Source organism: Paraburkholderia sp. BCC1884, assembly GCF_900996225.1.
GTDB lineage: Bacteria > Pseudomonadota > Gammaproteobacteria > Burkholderiales > Burkholderiaceae > Paraburkholderia.
In genome coordinates, this window is sequence record NZ_CAAJGL010000079.1 from 445,467 (window position 1) to 464,454 (window position 18,988).

At 61.6% G+C, this 18,988-nt stretch carries 24 protein-coding genes and 2 tRNA genes; 14 read left to right on the plus strand and 12 right to left on the minus strand.

The annotated features are described in order from the left end of the window. Positions 1-7: 7 nt before the first annotated feature. From FQ705_RS17345 to FQ705_RS17360, 4 genes are all read right to left on the minus strand, one after another. Positions 8-829 carry an arginyltransferase gene (locus FQ705_RS17345; RefSeq protein ID WP_144143205.1) on the minus strand — a complete coding sequence of 274 codons (822 nt, stop codon included), beginning with the start codon at positions 827-829 and terminating at the stop codon, positions 8-10. Between the two features lie 105 nt (positions 830-934). Then, positions 935-1,672, minus strand: coding sequence for a leucyl/phenylalanyl-tRNA--protein transferase (gene aat / locus FQ705_RS17350; RefSeq protein WP_144143207.1), 738 nt, complete (start codon positions 1,670-1,672; stop codon positions 935-937). Positions 1,673-1,681: 9 nt separating this feature from the next. Beyond that, positions 1,682-2,227 (minus strand): NUDIX hydrolase, encoded by a 546-nt coding sequence (locus FQ705_RS17355; RefSeq protein ID WP_144143209.1) that lies wholly within the window; start codon positions 2,225-2,227, stop codon positions 1,682-1,684. A gap of 300 nt (positions 2,228-2,527) precedes the next feature. Continuing rightward, positions 2,528-2,604 (minus strand) — tRNA-Met (locus FQ705_RS17360). 233 nt (positions 2,605-2,837) lie between these two features. On the opposite strand from FQ705_RS17360, the gene FQ705_RS17365 reads away from it, so the two are divergent. Together FQ705_RS17365 and FQ705_RS17370 are read left to right on the plus strand one after the other, a co-directional pair. Continuing rightward, entirely contained in the window at positions 2,838-3,335 is a 498-nt protein-coding gene (locus FQ705_RS17365) for a heme-degrading domain-containing protein (protein ID WP_144143211.1), read from the plus strand. A gap of 4 nt (positions 3,336-3,339) precedes the next feature. Then, the gene (locus FQ705_RS17370; RefSeq protein WP_144143213.1) at positions 3,340-3,678 is read left to right on the plus strand and encodes a DMT family transporter; all 339 of its coding nucleotides are present in this window, start codon (positions 3,340-3,342) and stop codon (positions 3,676-3,678) included. 18 nt (positions 3,679-3,696) lie between these two features. Here the strand turns inward: FQ705_RS17370 and FQ705_RS17375 are convergent, their stop codons facing one another. Further along, positions 3,697-4,071: a hypothetical protein gene (locus FQ705_RS17375; RefSeq protein ID WP_144143215.1), complete on the minus strand. Its 375-nt coding sequence runs from the start codon at positions 4,069-4,071 to the stop codon at positions 3,697-3,699. Positions 4,072-4,146: 75 nt separating this feature from the next. Further along, positions 4,147-4,338: a hypothetical protein gene (locus tag FQ705_RS17380; RefSeq protein ID WP_144143216.1), complete on the minus strand. Its 192-nt coding sequence runs from the start codon at positions 4,336-4,338 to the stop codon at positions 4,147-4,149. A gap of 244 nt (positions 4,339-4,582) precedes the next feature. Between FQ705_RS17380 and FQ705_RS17385 the strand changes: the two genes are divergently transcribed. Both FQ705_RS17385 and FQ705_RS34980 read left to right on the plus strand, forming a co-directional pair. After that, complete coding sequence (locus FQ705_RS17385; RefSeq protein WP_144143218.1) at positions 4,583-4,861, plus strand: hypothetical protein; 279 nt, start codon at positions 4,583-4,585, stop codon at positions 4,859-4,861. Next, a complete protein-coding gene (locus FQ705_RS34980; protein ID WP_409934718.1) occupies positions 4,861-5,334 on the plus strand; it encodes a DUF1488 domain-containing protein in 474 nt (157 codons plus the stop codon). The genes FQ705_RS17385 and FQ705_RS34980 overlap by 1 nt, the downstream gene beginning before the upstream one ends. A 107-nt stretch (positions 5,335-5,441) precedes the next feature. On the opposite strand, the gene FQ705_RS17395 is transcribed toward FQ705_RS34980, so the two are convergent. Further along, the gene (locus FQ705_RS17395) at positions 5,442-6,440 is read right to left on the minus strand and encodes an NAD-dependent epimerase/dehydratase family protein (RefSeq protein WP_144143220.1); all 999 of its coding nucleotides are present in this window, start codon (positions 6,438-6,440) and stop codon (positions 5,442-5,444) included. A gap of 141 nt (positions 6,441-6,581) precedes the next feature. Between FQ705_RS17395 and FQ705_RS17400 the strand changes: the two genes are divergently transcribed. Beyond that, positions 6,582-7,472, plus strand: a complete 891-nt coding sequence (locus tag FQ705_RS17400) for a TetR/AcrR family transcriptional regulator (protein WP_144143562.1) — start codon at positions 6,582-6,584, stop codon at positions 7,470-7,472. Between the two features lie 46 nt (positions 7,473-7,518). Beyond that, positions 7,519-8,655, plus strand: a complete 1,137-nt coding sequence (locus FQ705_RS17405; RefSeq protein WP_144143222.1) for an enoyl-CoA hydratase/isomerase family protein — start codon at positions 7,519-7,521, stop codon at positions 8,653-8,655. Between the two features lie 43 nt (positions 8,656-8,698). On the opposite strand, the gene FQ705_RS17410 is transcribed toward FQ705_RS17405, so the two are convergent. Continuing rightward, a complete protein-coding gene (locus tag FQ705_RS17410; protein WP_144143224.1) occupies positions 8,699-9,124 on the minus strand; it encodes a hypothetical protein in 426 nt (141 codons plus the stop codon). A gap of 414 nt (positions 9,125-9,538) precedes the next feature. Here FQ705_RS17410 and ssuD point away from each other — a divergent pair, with 414 nt between their 5' ends. From ssuD to FQ705_RS17430, 4 genes are read left to right on the plus strand one after another with little or no spacing between them, the layout of a single operon-like run. Continuing rightward, positions 9,539-10,699, plus strand: a complete 1,161-nt coding sequence (gene ssuD, locus FQ705_RS17415) for an FMNH2-dependent alkanesulfonate monooxygenase (RefSeq protein ID WP_144143226.1) — start codon at positions 9,539-9,541, stop codon at positions 10,697-10,699. A 36-nt stretch (positions 10,700-10,735) separates the two neighbouring features. Next, complete coding sequence (gene ssuC / locus FQ705_RS17420; RefSeq protein WP_144143228.1) at positions 10,736-11,584, plus strand: aliphatic sulfonate ABC transporter permease SsuC; 849 nt, start codon at positions 10,736-10,738, stop codon at positions 11,582-11,584. Continuing rightward, entirely contained in the window at positions 11,581-12,552 is a 972-nt protein-coding gene (locus tag FQ705_RS17425) for an ATP-binding cassette domain-containing protein (protein ID WP_144143230.1), read from the plus strand. The genes ssuC and FQ705_RS17425 overlap by 4 nt, the downstream gene beginning before the upstream one ends. Before the next feature lie 55 nt (positions 12,553-12,607). Continuing rightward, the gene (locus FQ705_RS17430) at positions 12,608-12,823 is read left to right on the plus strand and encodes a molybdopterin-binding protein (RefSeq protein ID WP_144143232.1); all 216 of its coding nucleotides are present in this window, start codon (positions 12,608-12,610) and stop codon (positions 12,821-12,823) included. A gap of 8 nt (positions 12,824-12,831) precedes the next feature. Here FQ705_RS17430 and FQ705_RS17435 read toward each other — a convergent pair whose 3' ends face one another. Then, positions 12,832-13,083 (minus strand): hypothetical protein, encoded by a 252-nt coding sequence (locus FQ705_RS17435; protein WP_144143234.1) that lies wholly within the window; start codon positions 13,081-13,083, stop codon positions 12,832-12,834. Between the two features lie 197 nt (positions 13,084-13,280). On the opposite strand from FQ705_RS17435, the gene FQ705_RS17440 reads away from it, so the two are divergent. Continuing rightward, positions 13,281-13,478, plus strand: a complete 198-nt coding sequence (locus FQ705_RS17440) for a hypothetical protein (protein ID WP_144143236.1) — start codon at positions 13,281-13,283, stop codon at positions 13,476-13,478. Positions 13,479-13,722: 244 nt separating this feature from the next. After that, entirely contained in the window at positions 13,723-14,085 is a 363-nt protein-coding gene (locus FQ705_RS17445; RefSeq protein WP_144143238.1) for a glyoxalase superfamily protein, read from the plus strand. Positions 14,086-14,181: 96 nt separating this feature from the next. Here the strand turns inward: FQ705_RS17445 and FQ705_RS17450 are convergent, their stop codons facing one another. Further along, positions 14,182-14,448: a hypothetical protein gene (locus tag FQ705_RS17450; protein ID WP_144143240.1), complete on the minus strand. Its 267-nt coding sequence runs from the start codon at positions 14,446-14,448 to the stop codon at positions 14,182-14,184. Between the two features lie 334 nt (positions 14,449-14,782). Here FQ705_RS17450 and dusA point away from each other — a divergent pair, with 334 nt between their 5' ends. Together dusA and FQ705_RS17460 are read left to right on the plus strand one after the other, a co-directional pair. Then, on the plus strand, positions 14,783-15,784 hold the full coding sequence (dusA, locus tag FQ705_RS17455) for a tRNA dihydrouridine(20/20a) synthase DusA (RefSeq protein ID WP_144143242.1): 1,002 nt from the start codon (positions 14,783-14,785) through the stop codon (positions 15,782-15,784). A gap of 89 nt (positions 15,785-15,873) precedes the next feature. Beyond that, positions 15,874-15,949, plus strand: a tRNA-His gene (locus tag FQ705_RS17460). Between the two features lie 192 nt (positions 15,950-16,141). On the opposite strand, the gene FQ705_RS17465 is transcribed toward FQ705_RS17460, so the two are convergent. Both FQ705_RS17465 and FQ705_RS17470 read right to left on the minus strand, forming a co-directional pair. Beyond that, positions 16,142-17,437: a putative sugar O-methyltransferase gene (locus FQ705_RS17465; protein ID WP_144143244.1), complete on the minus strand. Its 1,296-nt coding sequence runs from the start codon at positions 17,435-17,437 to the stop codon at positions 16,142-16,144. Positions 17,438-17,745: 308 nt separating this feature from the next. Then, positions 17,746-18,792, minus strand: coding sequence for a glycosyltransferase family 2 protein (locus tag FQ705_RS17470; RefSeq protein ID WP_144143246.1), 1,047 nt, complete (start codon positions 18,790-18,792; stop codon positions 17,746-17,748). Positions 18,793-18,988 lie beyond the last annotated feature (196 nt).

Consider the following 18,988-nt stretch of genomic DNA (forward strand, 5'->3'; position numbering starts at 1 on the left):
GCCACGACTACGGTTTGAGCGGGCCGCGTCTGCCGTGAATCGCCAGATCGACCGGCGGCAAATCCATCGCATCGGGATCGAGCACCTGCCATGCGCCGTCGATCAAGCCTTCGAGCGGCCGGAAATTCGCCTTGTATGCCATTTTCGGACTCTCGCGAATCCAGTAGCCGAGGTACACGTAGGGCAATTTCAGGCTGCGCGCCTGCTCGATCTGCCAGTAGATGTTGTACGTGCCGAAGCTGGTGTGGGCGAGCCCCGGCTCGAAAAACGTGTACACCGACGAGAGCCCGTCGCCGAGGATGTCGATCATGCTGATCATGCGCAATATGCCGGGCACATCGGGCCGATCCGCAAACGGCTCGCGGAATTCGACCAGCCGCGAGTTGATCCGGCTTTGCAGCAGGAACTGCTCGTACTGGTCGCGGCTGTCGCGGTCCATGCCGCCGCCCGCGTGGCGCGCGGACTGATAGCGCATGTAGAGCGCGTAATGCTCTTCGTCGTAATGCAGCGGCGCGACGGTGGCGATCAACTCGCCGTGCTTCTTCCAGACGCGCCGTTGGGTGCGATTCGGCACGAATTGATCGACCGGCACGCGCACCGGCACACAGGCGCGGCAACCGTCGCAATACGGCCGATAAGTGAACACGCCCGAGCGCCGGAAACCTGCCTTGACGAGGTCGGTGTAGACGTCGGAATTGATGAGATGACTGGGTGTGGCGACCTGCGAGCGCGCGATGCGTCCGTCCAGATAACTGCAGGGATAGGGCGCCGTGGCATAAAACTGCAGCGCGGACAGCGGGGAAAGAGGCAGCTCGTTGGGATGAGTCACGTTGGCAGCTCGCGAAGCTTCTCTGGTAATGCAAACCCGGCGCGCCTTGCGGCTCGTGAACCCGCGGCTCGATAGGCGGCGGATCCGGATTCGGCCTGATTCTTCCTACGCCGCGGGCGCGACGATCTCGAGCAGCACGGTCTTGTCGAAACCCCACGGAATGGGCGGTGCCTCGACCGACGCGCGAACATGCGCGATGAACGCCTTGCGCGCTATCTCGCGACCGCCCAGCGACGCCAGATGCGACGTGTTCTGCTGGCAGTCTATCATTTCTATTTTGTGACGTCGCAAGTGTCCGACGAGCGCGGCCAGCGCCATTTTCGACGCATCCGTGACCTCCGCGAACATCGATTCGCCGAAGAACATCTTGCCGAACGAGACGCCGTACAAACCGCCCACGCGCTGACCTTCGAACCAGGTTTCGATGCTGTGCGCTTCGCCCCGGCGATGCAGCGACGAGTAGGCTTCGATCACATCCGCCGTGATCCACGTGCCGCGCTGGCCGCGACGCGGCGCCTGCGCGCAGGCACGCATCACGGCGGCGAAATCATGGTCGACGCGGATTTCCCATGCATCCTCGCGCAGTACGCGTTTAAGCGTCTTGCGCAGCGACGGCGAGAGTTTGAATTCGGCGGGGCGCAGGATCATGCGCGGATCGGGGCTCCACCACAACACCGGTTGGCCGTCCGAATACCAGGGGAAGATGCCGCGCCGATAGGCGTCGATCAGGCGCGACGGCAGCAGGTCGGCACTCGCGGCGAGCAGACCCGGCGCGCCGCTGTTTGCGCCGAGCGCACGCTCGACGGACGGGAACGGTTCGTCAGCTCCGAGCCAGGGAACCATGCGTGCCGCTTAACCTTCGCGCAACGAGCGGAAGATATCGCCCGTGTGCAGGCCGAAGCTGCCGGCGGCGCGGTCGGCGAAAAAGAAGCGCAGGGTTTGGCCGACCGTGGGAAAGGCAATCTCGTCCCACGGGATGTCGTGTTCCTCGAAGAGTTTCACTTCGAGCGATTCCTCGCCGGCGGCGATGTCGAGATCGAGCAGGCGCGCCATATAGAACAGATGCACCTGATGCACGTGCGGCACATTCAGCAGCGAGAACAGGCTTTGCACCTCGACGCGCGCGCCGGCTTCTTCCAGCGTTTCGCGCGAGGCCGCCTCGGCGGTCGTTTCGCCCATTTCCATGAAGCCTGCCGGCAGCGTCCAGTAGCCGTAGCGCGGTTCGATCGCGCGACGGCACAGCAGCACCTTGTCGTCCCAGACCGGGACGGTGCCGACCACGTTGCGCGGATTCTGATAATGCACCGTGCCGCAACTGGTACAGACGAAGCGCTCGCGGTTGTCACCCGGCGGAATGCTCAGGCTGACGCTTTGGCCGCAGACAGAACAGAATTTCATAGGAAGGGGACGAGAAAGAGTGATAGGAGTTTATCACTGGGGCGAGCTTTGCCAGAGCGGCAGTGTCGACGGTGGACGCGAGGCGTGAAACTGTTGCGCCGGAGATTGCGGATGCGCTGCGAAAGGCGGAACGTGTGCGCTTTTATGATCAGTTCGGATTCCGGAATATCTGGCGCGAAGTACGGTCGCGAAATGCGGTCGGTCAGCTACCGCGCACAATCCGGACGCAGAAAACAAAAAAGGCCTGCCGGTTGGGCAAGCCTTCAATGTTGTTTCCGACGATTCGAACCTGATGCTACTTGGTTGCGGGGGTAGGATTTGAACCTACGACCTTCGGGTTATGAGCCCGACGAGCTGCCAGACTGCTCCACCCCGCGTCCGTCGAAGAAAAGATTATAGAACAATCCTAATGCCAACGCAATAGCTATCTAAGAATCGACTTCAATGACTGTGTACGTTCGTTGGTAAGTGGCGCGACGCGTGTAGCCGATGTCGCATGCCGGAAGGCTCGTGTAAGGCGCTGCGCTAGAATCCGAAATCCCTGTGCGACGCCGTCGTGGTCATGTTCTGGCGAGGTCGCACGAGTCAACTTCATCCTGCACGGAACCCCATGGATATCGCACACGATCTGCAAGTGATTACCGCACAGGAACACGCACTGGTGTTTCCTCAATTCGATGCCGATCGCGCCTGGCAGCTCGGCGTCTATCTGCACGAAGTCGCGAAGGCGCGCGGCATTCCCGCCGCGATCGACGTGCGCACCTTCGGTCAGCCGCTCTTTTTCAGCCTGCTCGATGGCGCCACGCCCGACAACGTGGATTGGGCGCGCCGCAAGGGCAATACGGTCGCGCATTTTCGCCGCAGCTCGTACGCAATCGGTTTGAAGATGCAGCAGGGCGGCAGCACGCTCGCGGACAAACACGCCTTGCTCGCGAGCGACTACGCATCGCATGGCGGCGCGTTTCCGTTGACGGTGGCGGGCGTCGGCGTGATCGGTTCGATCACGGTGTCGGGCCTGCCGCAACGCGCCGATCACGAGTTAGTGGTGGAAGCGCTGTGTGCGCACCTCGGCCACGACTACGGCAAGCTCGCGCTTGCGAAGGTTTGAGGCGATGCGCCTGCCTCCCTATGCCTTGCTGGGTATCGCGATCGTCGCTGAAGTGATTGCGACCTCGGCGATGCGGGCGTCCGAAGGCTTCTCGCGGCTGGTGCCCTCGGTGGTGGTCGTGCTGGGCTACGGCATTGCGTTCTATTGCCTGTCGCTCACGCTGCGGACCATTCCGGTCGGCATCGTCTACGCGGTGTGGTCGGGCGCCGGCATCGTGCTGATCTCGCTGGTCGCGCTGGTGTTGTACCGACAGGTGCCCGACCTGCCGGCCATCATCGGACTCGGGCTCATCATTGCCGGCGTCGCCGTGCTGAACCTCTTTTCAAAGATGCAGGCGCATTGAGCATCGGCTCGGACGCGCCTATTTGCAGCGCACGATCATCGAACGGTTCTTGACGTTGGCCGACACGACGTTCGTGACGCTGCCGCCGGCGGTGCCGCCTTCGTCATTGTCTTTCGACACGATGTCGTAGCCGGTCGCGCCGCAGGCCTTGCCGGCCTGCACGTAGCACGAGGCCCAGCTCGAAGCGGCGTCGGCGCCGCTGCAATTGACTGCGAAGCCGGTCTGGCCGTTCGGCAGATTGATCAACGAAGTCGTGTTCGACGACGCGCAGCCGCCCAGTCCCGCGCCGAGGATAACGGCGGCGGGCAGGGCGGCCGCCAGCCACATCCGGCGAGCGGGTGCCGCGTTCGATCGCAGGCGAGCGGCGCGGCGCAGTTGCGTCATGAGATGCATCGTGATGTTCCTTTCAAATAGTGTGGCGGCCTGCCGTTAGACCCTGGGAGCGGAGGGCGCGTGGCGCGCAGCAGGCTACGGCGTTTCGATCGTAATGCCTGCCGCGCTGACCACCCGGCGGCTTTCCGTACCTTTTACGGTGGCCGCGTCTTCCCAGATGCTGATAGCTTTCGGAATGTCGATGCCGTGTTTTTCGGCGTAAGCAAACCAGGTGTTCGCCGCATCCGGCTCGGGCAGTTCGTGGTTCTGCAGAAAATATTTTCCCATATTGCGCTCGCTGGTCTCGAAATGGCGTCCTGATAGAGCACGGATCGTGCCGACACGCCTGTTCGACCGGCACCAGCCGCACAAGTGCGATCCAGCGCAACATGAACGCGCGCCGCGCAGAACTTATCGGCCCGCGCCGCGCCTTACTTACGTGTTGGGCGCGAGCGCGCGAGCGTGCAGCGTCGGCAAAAGCGGCGCAGTTTCACGCAGCGTCCGCCCATGAATTGCAACGAGGAGAACGAAGATGGCTGAACGGGTCAGCGGCCCTTATCGCGGTTATTACATCAGCGCCGCCGCGCGCTTCGTGCCGACGGTGGACGCGCCGGCTGCGTCCGCCGGTGCGGCGAGCGGCACGTATGTCGGCTCGGTGAGCCTCGCGGAACACGGCCCGGACGATCCGCGCCGGATGGAAACCTTGCTCGATCTCGGTGATGAGCAGCGCTTCGAAAGCGAGGAGCAGGCGCTGGTTTTTGTCGAACAATCGGCGCGCGAATATATCGATCGACTATTGGGAGGTCATTGATGGCGCGACGCGGTAACGAGCGAGGCATCGTGGAAAGCGCGGTGAAAACGGCGGATTCGCAGCGGGAGAAAAGCGCCGCGGCAGGCTGGACCGCGATCCGGCCGCGCGAGTACCATAATGGCGTCTTCCGGGGCCGGCCGGTGTTAGCCGGCGCCGGTCTCCTGCCGGAATCTTCTGATGAGGCGACCATGGAAATTCGGTTTCCCGCGGACGCGCCCGCTTACCGCGACTCCAATCTGACCGTTGTGTTTCCCGCGCTGGTGGACGGCGAGCCGGTGCCGTGCGCGATCTCGGTCGAAGCGCTCGAAGATCACTTCGGCGCTTATTCCGAGGACCTCGAAGGCTGGTTGCGCGCGTTCGACGCCGGTCGGCCGCGTATCGAAGCGGTGGCGCGCGAGCATCTGCAGATCAGTAACGGCACGCCCGTGCTGCTTAAAAGCGGGCACTTTCCTCCGGGCAACGTCGCGGGATAGCGCGTATCGCGTGTACGCCGCTTCGTATGTGTCGTTGCTTGCCGGACGCGCTCGCGGCTCATCGCTCGTCGGTCGTGGCTCGTTGCTCGTGGCTCGTGGCTCGTCGATCAAGCCGGATTCGCCGTGCTCCGGTCTGTCGCGGCACGCGTCGACGCCGCCGCCCGCGCGGCGTCGAACGCATGGCGAATTCCTTCCTCATAGGACGTCTTGCTGATCGGACCGATCAGCTCCGTCAAGGCCGAGTCGTCGAGCACCAGCGGCTCGGTGATCAGGTAGTTCATCTCCACCATTTCCCGCATGATCGGATTAAACAGGCCGACGACGCGCAGCATGGTTTTGCCCGCCACCGTGAGCTTCGGTTCGCGGCCGGCGAGGGCGTAAGCCTGTCTGGCCACTTCGCGTTGCGTGATCGTGCCTGCCCCGGCGAGATGCCACCAACGGCCGTAAGCGTCGGGTCTGCGGGTGAGCGTCTCGACCACCGGCCCGATGTCCGGCAGGTAGATGAACTCGTGCGGCACATCCACGGGGCCGATCACTTGCGCGCGCTTGCCGTTCGCCGCGCTTTCGAACACACCGTTCAGCAGACTGCGCTCGATACCGGGGCCGTAAAAATCCGGTAGACGCAGCACCAGAGTGGACAGGCCGCCGTGCCCGTGCGCCGCCAGCACCAGTTCTTCCTGGGCGAGTCGCATTTGGCCTTTGAAGGTGTGGGGCTCGCGCGGATGATCCTCCTTGACCGGATTGCCGCGCGCGCGGCCGTACGGATAGACCGTGCCGATCAGAATGAAACGCTCGACGCCCGCCGCCGTCACACCGGCCAACGTGCGCGCCATGAGCGGCGGGTGCTCGGCAAAGCGGTCGTAAGGCACGCCGACCAGATAAACCACAGTCTGCAGGCCTTCTGCTGCCGCGCGGATCGAGGCCAGGTCGTCAGGATTCCATGTGACGATTTCCGCGTGCGGATCCTGGCCAAACGCGGCCTCCAGCGGCCCGCGTGCCCGACCGACGACCCGATAGTCCCGGCCCGCCGCGCGCAGCGCCGCACCAACGATCTGGCCGGCCGCGCCCGCGGCGCCGAATAAACCCACTTTTCCGATGGCTTGCATGACCACTCCTCGAGGCGGCGCGCCTGCGCCGGGATGAATCAAATAGAAGATTTTGACACTAAAAAACTTAGTGAACATTGTTCAGTAAACGGTGTTCAGTTTAATTTGACTTTTCAGTTTGTCAACCCGAAAATGAGCGACATGGGAATTGCTGACCGAAAACACCGCCAGAAACAGGCACTGCGCGAACGCATCCTCGATGCCGCGCGGCGCATCGTGATGCGCGAGGGCTTTGCCGCGCTGTCCATGCGCAAGATTGCCGACGCCATCGAATATTCGCCCGCCACGCTCTATCTGCACTTCGCGAGCCGCGACGAGATCGCGCAAGCCTTGTGCGCTGAGGGTTACGCGCAATTGCTGGAGACCTTTGTGCCGCTTGCCGGCATCGCCGATCCGGCCGGGCGGCTCAAGGCACTGGGGCGCGCCTACGTGGCGTTCGGCGTCGCGCATCCTGAGACGTATCGGCTGATCTTCATGGAAGATCCCAGCTATACCGGCGCGGCGTTAGGCGGCGCGGCGGCCGCGAAGGCGGCAGCGGACCGGTCGGATAGCGGTTCCGGGTCCACGGGGAGCAACGGTACGCCGGCGCACGCCGAGAACGACGCTGGCGACGCCGCCTTGCAAATCATGCTCGGCGCCATCGAGGAACTCAAAGCAGCCGGGCGTCTGCCGGCTACTCAGGAGGCGGGCTTATGGGCCGAGGCGTTCTGGGCGACCCTGCATGGCATCGTTGCGCTCAATCTCACCTGTCCCGTGTTTCCCAACGCGCCGCTCGACACCGTGCTCGGCCTCGCGCTCGACACATGGCTCGGCCCGGCGTCGCAGCCGAAAACCGCTGCCGGCAAGGTGAAGGCGGCGGTTCCCCGTCAGAAAAAAAAGGCCGAAGCACTCGCCGTCCCGCTGTCCGAATCGGAAGGTCGGGACACGGAGCACGACCCTGCGCCGGACACGACGCCCGTCAGGAAAGCCGCCAGAACCTCCGCAAAAAACCCCGCCGCGGCGGGCGGCACCACCAAACCCGCGGACGCGTGATAACGTCTGGTTCCACTTGACCCTGCGCGGTAGCGCCTAGCTCTCCATGTCCATTTCCGTCTCGTCAGCCACGAGCGACGAAGTCTCGACCTACATCGCCAACCGAATCGGTTTCATCGAACTGGAGCGGCCCAAAGCGCTGAACGCGCTGTCCACCGGCATGATCCGCGCCATCCACGCGGCGCTCGAGCAGTGGCGCGAAGATCCCGACGTGCTCGCCGTCGTGGTGCGCAGCCAGCACCCGCGCGCGTTCTGCGCGGGCGGCGATATCCGCTTTCTGTACGAGTCGGCGCAACGCGGGGAGCATGACGCGCGCGACGAATTTTTCATCGAGGAATACCGGCTCAATCACGCCATCTTCACTTATCCGAAGCCGTATATCGCGCTGATGAACGGCGTCGTGATGGGAGGCGGCATGGGGATTTCGCAGGGCGCGCACCGCACGGGCGGACTGCGTGTCGTCACCGACTCGACGAAGATGGCGATGCCCGAAACCCGCATCGGGCTCTTTCCCGATGTCGGCGCGAGCTGGTTCCTCGCCCGCACGCCTGGCGCGATCGGCCGCTATCTGGCGGTGACCGGCGAGACGATCGGCGCGGCCGACGCGCTTTACGCCGGCCTCGCCGATCTCTACCTCAACGATGCGGCCTTGCCCGCGCTGGTCGACACGTTGCGCAGCGAATTGTTCGAGCGCGGCGCGGACGTGGTGGCGTGCATCGAGCGCGAGAGCCGCGCCTACGAGGTCGTGCCGCAGCCCGACGCCGCGCCGCTCGCGCGTGCGCGCGCGCTGATCGACCGACACTTCGCATTGCCCGACGTCGCGCAGATTCTGGCCGCGCTCGAAGCCACCCGCGACGCCGGTGGCGAGGCCGCCGAGTGGGCCGAGCAGACGATCGGGGTATTGCGCGAACGCTCGCCGCTATCGATGGCGGTGTCGCTGGAAGTGGTCACGCGCGCCGAGGGATCGATGGCGGACGTGTTACGCACCGATCTCGATCTGACGCATTCATGCTTCCAGATCGGCGACACGGTCGAGGGGATTCGCGCGCGCATCATCGACAAGGACAATGCGCCGCGCTGGCGTTTCGCGAGAATCGAGGACGTGAGCGAGGCGGAGGTCGCGAAGATGTTCGACAGCCCGTGGCCGGCCACTGAACATCCGCTACGCGATCTGAACGGCTAGAAGGAAAGCAGTTAAACCAGAAGATAAGAAACGACGAGGACGCTCAGTCCTCGTCTTCGCTCGCCATGAAGGCGCGCATGAATACCAGCGCGCCCCAGCCCCACATGGCGTTGGCCGCGAATCCCATCGCGAGGCGCGGCAGCATGTTGCCGCTCGGCCAGATGCCGCGCAGCGGATCCACTACGAACACGCTCGCCGCCGTCAAGGCAATGCCGCCGAACACGAAAGCCGGCACCCACGGTGCGCGGCGCTGCGGCGCGACGCGCAGCAGCCATGCCATCAGCACAGCCCAGAATGCACTCCAGACAGCGTTTGCAATGAACTCGGGCAAACCGAGCGGTAAAAACGGCGCTGTTGAAAAACCCGTCGGGTCGATCAGTCCGGCAGCGTGCAGCAGTGCCAGCGTGGATTCATGAAAAAACAGGGAAGCCAGAAAACCGGCGACGAACGGCAGGATGAGTTTTTGCATGCATTGCACCGCCAGGGTACAGACGGCGTGATTCGTGTGGTCTGTACCGGGTTATTGGAAACGTGCGCCATTATATCTAGGGGTCCCCGCTTTTCTGCGTGCACAACGCGCAACAACCGTATGCTTTAGCGTCGGGCTAATCACGAAAGTGGAAAACCTAAGCTAAAAAAAATCGTTCAAAAGCCGCGGCCCGATCCATAGACTGTTTCTCCATGCAGACGGTGTTTGTCGCCGTCGCCTCGCTGTCGCCGCTAGCCAGCCTCGACATCAACCGTTTTCCGTCTTTTGTAGCGCTGCATCGACCGGGCTCGTGCCTTGTGCATTGTGCCGGTGGGATGCGCGCGGCCGGCGTGCGCGCACGCGTGGCACGCGGCGTTTCCATTCAATCCAGTTACAACCAGGCAGGAGCAGCAAATGAATGTGTTCTGGTTCATTCCGACTCACGGCGACAGCCGCTATCTCGGTACGTCCCAAGGCGCACGCGCAGCCGATTACGACTACTTTCAGCAGATCGCCGTGGCCGCCGATACGCTCGGCTACGAAGGCGTGCTGCTACCCACGGGCCGTTCGTGCGAAGACGCGTGGGTCGTTGCATCGAGCCTGATCGCCGCGACCAAACGGCTGAAGTTTCTGGTGGCGATCCGTCCGGGTATTACTTCGCCGGGTTTGGCGGCGCGGATGGCGGCGACCTTCGACCGTCTGTCGAATGGGCGCTTGCTGATCAATGTCGTGACCGGCGGCGATGCCGCCGAACTGGAAGGCGACGGCGTGTTCGTCGACCACGACACCCGCTACGAGATCACCGACGAATTCCTGCATATCTGGCGCAAGCTGCTCGCCGCTTCGCACACCAACGAGGCGATCGAGTTCGAAGGCAAGCATCTGAGTTCGAAGGGCGGCAAGGCGCTGTATCCGCCGGTACAGAACCCGCATCCGCCGCTGTGGTTCGGCGGCTCGTCGCCGGCTGCGCACGACATCGCGGGTCAGCATATCGACACCTATCTGACATGGGGCGAGCCGCCCGCCGCGGTCGGCAAGAAGATCGCCGACATCCGCGCGCGCGCTGCGCAGCAGGGTCGCCAGATCAAGTTCGGGATTCGTCTGCATGTGATCGTGCGCGAAACCGAAGAAGAAGCGTGGGCCGCCGCCGACAAGCTGATCAGCAAGCTCGACGATGAAACCATCGCCCGTGCCCAGGCGTCGTTCTCGAAGATGGATTCCGAAGGACAGCGCCGCATGGCCGCGCTGCACGGCGGCAAACGCGGCGGCCGCGCTGAGCTCGAGGTCTATCCGCATCTGTGGGCGGGCGTGGGGCTCGTGCGCGGCGGCGCGGGCACGGCGCTGGTCGGCAATCCGGAGCAGGTGGCCGCGTTGATGAAGGAGTACACCGAACTCGGCGTGGACACCTTCATTCTGTCGGGCTATCCGCATCTCGAAGAGTCGTATCGCTTTGCCGAGCTGGTGTTTCCGTTGCTGCCGAATCGCCAGAGCAAGACGTCGAATGGGCCGTTGTCGGGACCGTTCGGCGAAATCGTCGGCAACAACTATTTGCCGAAGGCGGCGAGTTCGAGCTGAGCCCGCGTTGCTCGACACGTAAGGAGGAATGCAACCATGGCTGAAGCCACTGTGAATGCAGCAGCGGACCACGCTGCGAATGCCGGCGCGAGTCAGCGTGGCGATACGTTGCGTCGTCTCGGCGCGCATCTCGTGCCGTGGCTTGCGCCGCTCGCGATTCTGCTCGCATGGGAATTCGCCGCGCGCAGCGGCGTTTTGTCGACGCGGGTGCTGCCCGAACCGCTCGCGGTCGTGAAGGCGGCGTGGGCGTTGATCCAGTCCGGCGAGATGTGGGCGGATGTGAAGGTCAGCACGTGGCGCGCGGTGTCGGGATTTGCGATCGGCGGCGGCATCGGGCTCGCGCTCGGGCTCGCGACCGGCTTGTTCAAACCCGTCGAAATCGTGCTCGATTCAACCGTGCAGATGATCCGCAACATCCCGGCGCTGGCGATGATTCCGCTCGTGATCCTGTGGTTCGGTATCGAAGAAGAAGCGAAGGTGTTTCTCGTCGCGCTCGGCGTGTTTTTCCCGGTGTACGTGAACACTTTTCACGGCATCCGCTCGGTCGACAGCAATCTGATCGAAATGGCGCGCAGCTACGGCGTGAAGGGTTTCGCGCTGTATCGCCACGTGATTCTGCCGGGCGCGTTGCCGTCGATTCTCGTCGGTGTGCGCTTTGCCTTCGGGCTGATGTGGGTCACGCTGATCGTCGCCGAGACCATTTCGGCGCAGTCGGGCATCGGCTACATGACCATGAACGCGCGCGAATTCCTGCAAACCGATGTGGTGGTGGTCGGCATTCTGCTGTACGCGGGCCTCGGCAAACTCGCGGACCTGCTGGCGAAGAGCCTCGAGCGCGTGTCGCTGCGCTGGCATCCGGCCTATCAACGAGGAGCGAAAACATGAGTGCAACGACTTTGTCGACGTCGTTCGGCGGCATTGCGGGCAGCGATCTCGAAGCCGAACTCGCCCAGCCTCGCGTCGTCGATCACGACACGAATCAAGCCGACGTGGAGTTCAGCGATACGCGTCGTGCGCAGGCTCCTGCGCTGGCCCGCAACGACGCGCGCCGCGCCGGTGACCATGCGGTCGAATTGCGGGGCGTCGGCAAGCAGTACGGCGCGCGCAAGGTGCTGTCGGACTTCGATCTGTCCATCGAGCGCGGGAGTTTCGTCGCGATCGTCGGGCGCAGCGGCTGCGGGAAATCGACGTTGCTGCGGCTCGTCGCCGGATTGGAAAAGACCAGTGCGGGCACGCTGGAAAAGCGTACCGAAGATGGCCGGCCGCTCGACACCCGCATCATGTTTCAGGATGCGCGGCTGCTGCCGTGGAAGAGCGTCCTGCAGAACGTGATGCTCGGTCTGGGCCGCAGTGCGCGCGAAGACGCGCGCGCCGTGCTCGCCGAAGTCGGCCTGCTCGAACGCGCCAACGACTGGCCCGCGCAACTGTCCGGTGGACAACGTCAGCGGGTGGCGCTCGCTCGAGCCCTGGTACATCGACCGCAATTGCTGCTGCTCGACGAGCCGCTCGGCGCGCTGGACGCGTTGACGCGCATCGAGATGCACGCATTGATCGAACGCTTGTGGCGCGAACATCGATTTACCGCGCTGCTCGTGACGCACGACGTACACGAAGCGGTGGCCTTGGCCGACCGGATTCTGCTGATCGAAGCCGGGCGCATCGCGCTCGATCAGCCGGTGGCGCTGGCGCGACCGCGGGCGCGCGCGTCGGCGGGTTTCGCGGCGCTTGAGGACCATGTGCTGCAGCGCGTGCTGAAGAACGCACCGAATGACGACGCGCTGTCCGATCGCCCATACGAAGCACGTGACGAAGCTCGCCTGAGGCGACCGACAGACGTCCGCTGGGCCGTCTGACATTTTTTTCTTTGACTGACTGTTTTCTTCAATCGCTACTCTGGAGTCACGCGAAATGAGCATTACCGCAATCAACGTACGTAATCAGTTCAGAGGCAAGGTCAAGGAAATCATCCGCGGCTCCGTGGTGTCCGAGGTCGATGTCGAAACGCCGTTCGGCATCGTGACGTCGGTGATTACCACGCGCTCGGTCGACGAACTCGACCTGAAAGTCGGTTCGGAAGTGGTCGCGCTGGTGAAATCGACCGAGGTGTCGATCGCGCGGCTCTGAGCAGGCCGCTATTTGGCATTTGCGCCGCTCGCGGGCGGCGTGTGCATCATTTTGTCGTTGGTCGGCTTGCGCGGGCGCTTGATCGGCATGTTGTCCGGATTGCTCGATCCGCCCGCGCCTGACGCGGCTTCGGGCGGTTTCACCATCGGCGCGGCGCTGTCGGTCTGGGGCGTGGTTTGTGCGAGCGCCGTGGCGGCGCATGCACAGATTGCTGCCAGCGCGACGCCTGCCGCCAGTGCGGACCCTCTGTTTCGTCTCATGTCGTTCTCCTTTGCGGCAGCGCCTGCCTCGTGGTACGAGCTATACGGGTAGCGCGGTCGCTTTCGTGGAATTCCCATTCGCCATTGTCCATTCCCTCCTGACACGCAACTCGTGTGCCTTCAGATCACGCCGATGCGGGCCTGCGTGCGTCCCCGAAACTTGCTACGATGAATTGAGCATTTAGACGGAGACGAGCATGTCGAAGTCATTGAGTCCCGAAGCGGTAGAGGCCTTGCGACGCCTGAACGACGTTGGCGTCGGGCAGCAGGCGCCGGCGCTGACGTCGTCGGTATCGGCGGAATTGCTGGCGGGCGGCCTGGTGGCCGAAGCGGGTAGCGGCGAGGTGGAGATCACCTGCAATGGACGGCAATATCTGTCCGGCGATTGCGATTGATCGTCAGGATGGTGAAGCCTGAGCGCAGGGTGATGCGAGCGTGAATGAACGCCCGTCGGATCAGGCTCGCCGTCACATTTCAACATGACTCGACGGAGGCCGCGATGGAGCCTGAAGGCCACGACATGGGGGACTATCAGGAGCGATATCTGGACTGCGACATCGAGGTCGCCGTCGAGTAGGTGCTAACCGGTGTCAAGGCGCAGTAAGCTGGCGGTCCCGTTATGAATTGCAGGAGACCGCTGTGCATCTTGCGCGTGCCATTCCGATAATCCGCATTTTCTCCGAGGAAAAAGCCAGGGAGTTTTACGTCGATTTCCTCGGTTTCACCGTCGAATGGGAACATCGGTTCGAAGACAACTTTCCGCTTTATACGCAGGTGCGGCGCTCCGACCTGATCCTGCATCTAAGCGAACATCATGGCGATGCGACGCCGGGTTCGACGATTTTCGTGCCGATGCAGAACATCGACGCGCTACACGCCGAACTGCAGGGCAAGGACTACAGATATGGAAAGCCCGGCGTCGAGGCATTGCCGTGGGGCAGGGTGCTGACGACCACCGATCCATTTGCCAACCGCATCCGGTTTTGCGAATCGGCTGGATAGGCTGGGTAAACGCAACTGGGCGCCGGCATCAATACTGCATGCGCGGCGCCCAGTCTGTCGGCCGTCCTTGCGGACTGCCGACTCAACGACGAGTGCTTAGTGGCCGAAGAAAACCGATTGCGGGCCCGAAACCGGCTCACGCGTACCCGATTGCGACGACGTGTTGTTCACACCGCCGTACGCATTGGCTTGCGTGTTAGCGTGTTCGACAGCAACGGTTTGAGCGTTCTGGCCTTGTTGCGAAGCCGGTGCGCCGACCGACGGACGGTAGAACGGTGCCGGGCCGTAGCCGCTAGCGAATGCCGGTGCAGCGATCGAGGCAGAAACGGCAACCAACAGGGCGGCGATGAGCTTGGTCTTCATGGTGTGACTCCGATAACGTTACAACTTCAGTTCAGGATGGCGTCGCAGGAGTCCGGGAAGGTTGTCTGCAACGTCGATGGAAGGCAGTGTATACCCCTACTATCGAAAATTTGTGCTGATAATTTGAAATTACTATTCTTGATACTGAAATAATCGGCCAGAGGCAGATGGGGCAAGGGAATGGCGTGGTCCGACCCCGATCGGTAAGGGTTTTTCGAGGGTAAAGACCCGGCAAAGGGGCGGGTTATCAGATGCTTGTCACATACGGTGCAAGCCGGGCACAGCCGGCCTTGCGGTAAAATCGCTGTTTCGATTCAAGCAGTTGGCCCAACTCATGTCTTCACCGCAAATTCCTAGTCCTCGCCGCGTGTCGGTCGCGCCGATGATGGACTGGACTGATCGTCATTGCCGCTCGCTCCATCGCGTTATCTCGCGACATACCTGGCTGTATACGGAAATGGTCACGACCGGCGCGTTACTGCACGGCGATGTGCCGCGTCACCTTGCGTTTACGCCTGACGAAGCGCCCGTCGCTTTGCAACTCGGCGGTAGCGAGCCGGGCGATCTGGCCCGTTCGGCCAAGCTGGGCGAACAGTGGGGCTATGACGAGATCAATCTCAACTGCGGCTGTCCGTCCGAGCGCGTGCAGCGTGGCGCGTTCGGCGCGTGTCTGATGAACGAGCCGCAACTGGTCGCCGATTGCGTGAGGGCCATGCGCGATGCGGTGTCCATTCCGGTGACGGTGAAACACAGGATCGGCGTGGATGCGGTCGAGGAATACGGTTTCGTGCGTGACTTCGTCGGCACCGTGGCGGACGCCGGCTGTGACGTTTTCGTCGTGCATGCGCGCAATGCAATTCTGAAGGGCCTGAGTCCGAAGGAGAATCGCGAGATTCCGCCGCTGAAGTACGAATACGCATATCAGTTGAAGCGCGACTTTCCGCAGTTGGAGATCATCATCAACGGCGGGATCAAGACGCTGGATGAAGTGGAGGCGCATCTTCAGCACGTCGACGGTGTGATGCTGGGGCGGGAGGCGTATCACAATCCTTACGTGCTGGCGCAAGTCGATTCACGCTTTTATGGGTCGATGCAAACGCCGTTGACGCGTGAGCAGGTCGAGGCGCAGCTGATTGAGTACTGTGCCGCGGAGATGGCGCGTGGCACCTACCTCGGAGCGATCACGCGGCATGCGCTGGGGCTGTATCGCGGCGAAGCAGGGGCGCGTGGGTGGCGTCGTGTTTTGTCGGACAGCAAGCGCCTTGCTGCACGCGATCTGACCATCTTCGACGAGGCCCGGCAGCATCTGCGTGAGCCTGTCGAATTTTTTGAATAAAGGACTAGGCAAACGAGATTCTTGTTCGTATAATCTCGTTTCTTCATCGGCGAGCCAAGTTTTTCGGGCGAGTCAAGCAGATGTCAGTGGTGGCTGTAGCTCAGTTGGTAGAGTCCAGGATTGTGATTCCTGTTGTCGTGGGTTCGAGCCCCATCAGCCACCCCAAAGAATTCGAGAAGTTTGAGAACGGCGTTGTGAGAAATCACAACGCCGTTTTTGTTTTTGGGCGATGAAATTGGATGGACTAGGTCTTGAGTGAGTTCCTGCACAGGCAGGGACTCACGGAGAACCAATAGCTGCGTGAATCAGCCCGTCTGCTTCGACAAAAAAACTCGCGGACAGGCCGGTTCAGCAACATCACCAAGTAATCACTTCTTCCACATAGCCGCGACGCATCGGATAGGCGTATCGAGTCGCACGGGCATCCTTAGCACCCCGGTACAACTCGCGGACCGTGTGCGCATTGAATTCATGATTGATCGACAGAACGGTGCGCGTCGCTTTGCGCGCAAAGTCCCAGTAGGACTGAGCTACGTCTTTGGGCATTTCTGTCCACGAATCGACATTGACGATGAGGTCGTATTTATCCTGATGTCCGTCGATTGCCGTATTGGAAATCACCCGAAGCGGGCCGCCGCCGTTTTCCGCGCCTAGCGATATTTCACTGTCGCCCAGCACGCGGCCCAGAAAATAGCCTTGCGCGGCGTTTGTCAGCGGCAGGTCTACGATCGTGTAATTTTTTACGCCGAACTGACGTGCAAAGTAGGCGGTTCGCCCAAGGCCTGCACCGATTTCCATGACCCGGAAGTCAGGATTCCCTTGCGCCAGTTGCCCGATACGCCAGCCTTGATAAAGAGATTGCACTGACCGGAAACCGATGACGCCACGCTTGGACGGAATGCCCAGTTCATTCGGATACGGATTCGGAAAGTTGATCTGAATCCCGAGTTCGGCTTCAATCTCGTCGAGCAACGAATCGACGTTAAACGGGACCGAGCGACTTGCCAGCGTCGTATCGACCTCGAACTCCGGGTAGGCGACTTTGCGTGCACCGATGGCCTCAGCGAAGGTGACCAGCGCATCGGAAATCCAGTAAGCGTAGAGCTCGCGCCAATCCGTTTGTTTGTTGAGGCGGGTCAGCACAAGTTCGTGCGGCTCGACTTCGCCTTCGGGCGAACTCGCAATCGCATCGAAACCCCAAAAAAACACGCTCGATGCCGGATCTCTAAGCACTCGGGTTGCAGCGTCGGCATCGTCGCCTGAAAGTGCGTCGTGGATGGGCTTCTTGATCGTGCAGTGCCAGATGTCCCAGAACCCATCGGTCGGCGCGAAGCGTTCGACCGCGTTGCGATACGCGGTCATTACGCGAAGCACCAGATTCTGGTCGGAGATCGAGCCAGGATTGGGCGACAGCGCGAGCGCGGGTGGCAGATAGGACGGCATCCGGTTCAGGAGCCAGGTGAAATTTTCCAGCCCCGACATGCGTTTGAGGAATAGCGCCCGGTGATCGGTGCTGCGCTTATATTCGCGACCTTCCTCGTGCCCATAATGCAGGTAGTGAGTGGCAGGCTCGACGCCGGCCGCCATGACATCGGGGTTGAGGGTCAGATAGTCATCGGCGTTGAAATCGTCGGGCAGCTTGACTTGCGGCATTGCAGTTCCTTGCATGGTTCAGGCGGCTTGCATGTTACCAAACTGAGTCGCGCGAAAACTCAGTATCGACAGTTTGCCGACCGCCGCCAATAGCCTTGCGGCAGGCGCGCTGAGCGGGCCGACGCTGAACGTCCACGGTGGCGAATTTTGTCTGTGGGGAAGCGTCAGAGGGATGCGAATGAGGCAGATGAGCCCCCGTTTTCAGGGGGCTATTGCTCGACAGGCTTTATTAGAATCAGGTGGACTGGCACCGTCGAGGTGCCATTTTGTTTCAAATGCCTGGCGTTTGACGGAAAAAATTAAACGACTTATATGAGCCTGCGCACAATGGATCGAATTACCGGCAACTTTCTTAGCGTAGCCAATCGCTGAAAATTCTTCGATTTCATTCTCGTGGTGAGATATGAAACTCGCTGAACGGAGGTTTTATAATCCATCGGCACGAACGGATTGGCCGCTACCATATCGCTGTATTCTTTCAGGATCGCGCAGAGTTCTTCCCGGTTGGGATCGCCCACTTTAGATGCCTCCAGTGCTTCGCGAATAAACACATCGCCGAAACGCGGAACCAGGCATTCGTGGAAAAAGAACATTTTACGCCGCGGTTCGTCCTTGAACGAAAAGGCCAGTTTCTTGAAATAGCGAAAACGGCTGCGCGACATCTTGATGCTGTACGAGGTCGATCCCGTATGCATACACCAGGCCGTAACCGGCTTGTCCAAAAAGTGGTTGGTGTAGCCCGAGCGGAACATGCGCAAAAACAGGTCATCGTCTTCATAACCCATGAACTGCTCGTCAAAGCCGCCCAGCGCTTCAAAGCTTGACCGGCGAATCAACGATGCGGACGGCAAGACGAAAATGTCATTGCGCAGCATGGTGGTGATATGGCCTTGCTTCGGGTGCTGACCCAATTGCGCACGCAACATATTGGAGTGAACGATGTTGCCGTCGCCGTCGGCCTCGCAAAGGTCGGCGTAGACGAAGCCGAGCCGCGGATCATCTGCCGGAAGCGCGCCGACAAGATCCTGGATGTGATTCGGGAAATAGTAATCGTCCTGGTCCAGAAAGCTGATGTACTCGGACGTGGTTGCCGCTACGCCGGCGTTCCGGGCTGAACCCTGGCCGCCGTTGGCCTTGTCAAGGACGGTAAAACCATATTTGGCGGTAAGCGGTTCAAGCGCTGCGCGTTCCTGCGGCGTCGACCCATCGTTCACAACGATGAATTCGTTTGCTTTAACCGTCTGATTTACAACGCTTTTTACAGCTCTCTCGAGCCACTGCGAGCCATTGTAGTAAGGAATGACGACGACGACAGTGGGTGCTGCTCCCGTTTTTTTGTCCAATTCAGGTGTCATATTGGCTGGTGAGTGGATTTTTTTGACCCCGAAGTATTACACATCCGTTCCACCCTCCCGCCCGGGGGTGGGAAACGTCCAACGGCGGCGCATCCTCGCTGGACGGATCGCACGTGGTTTGGTAGCGTCGCGGGTTTGTTGATCGCGCGGGGATTTGATGGATCTGAGGAGCTCTAGGTTTCGGGCGGTGTTCGTC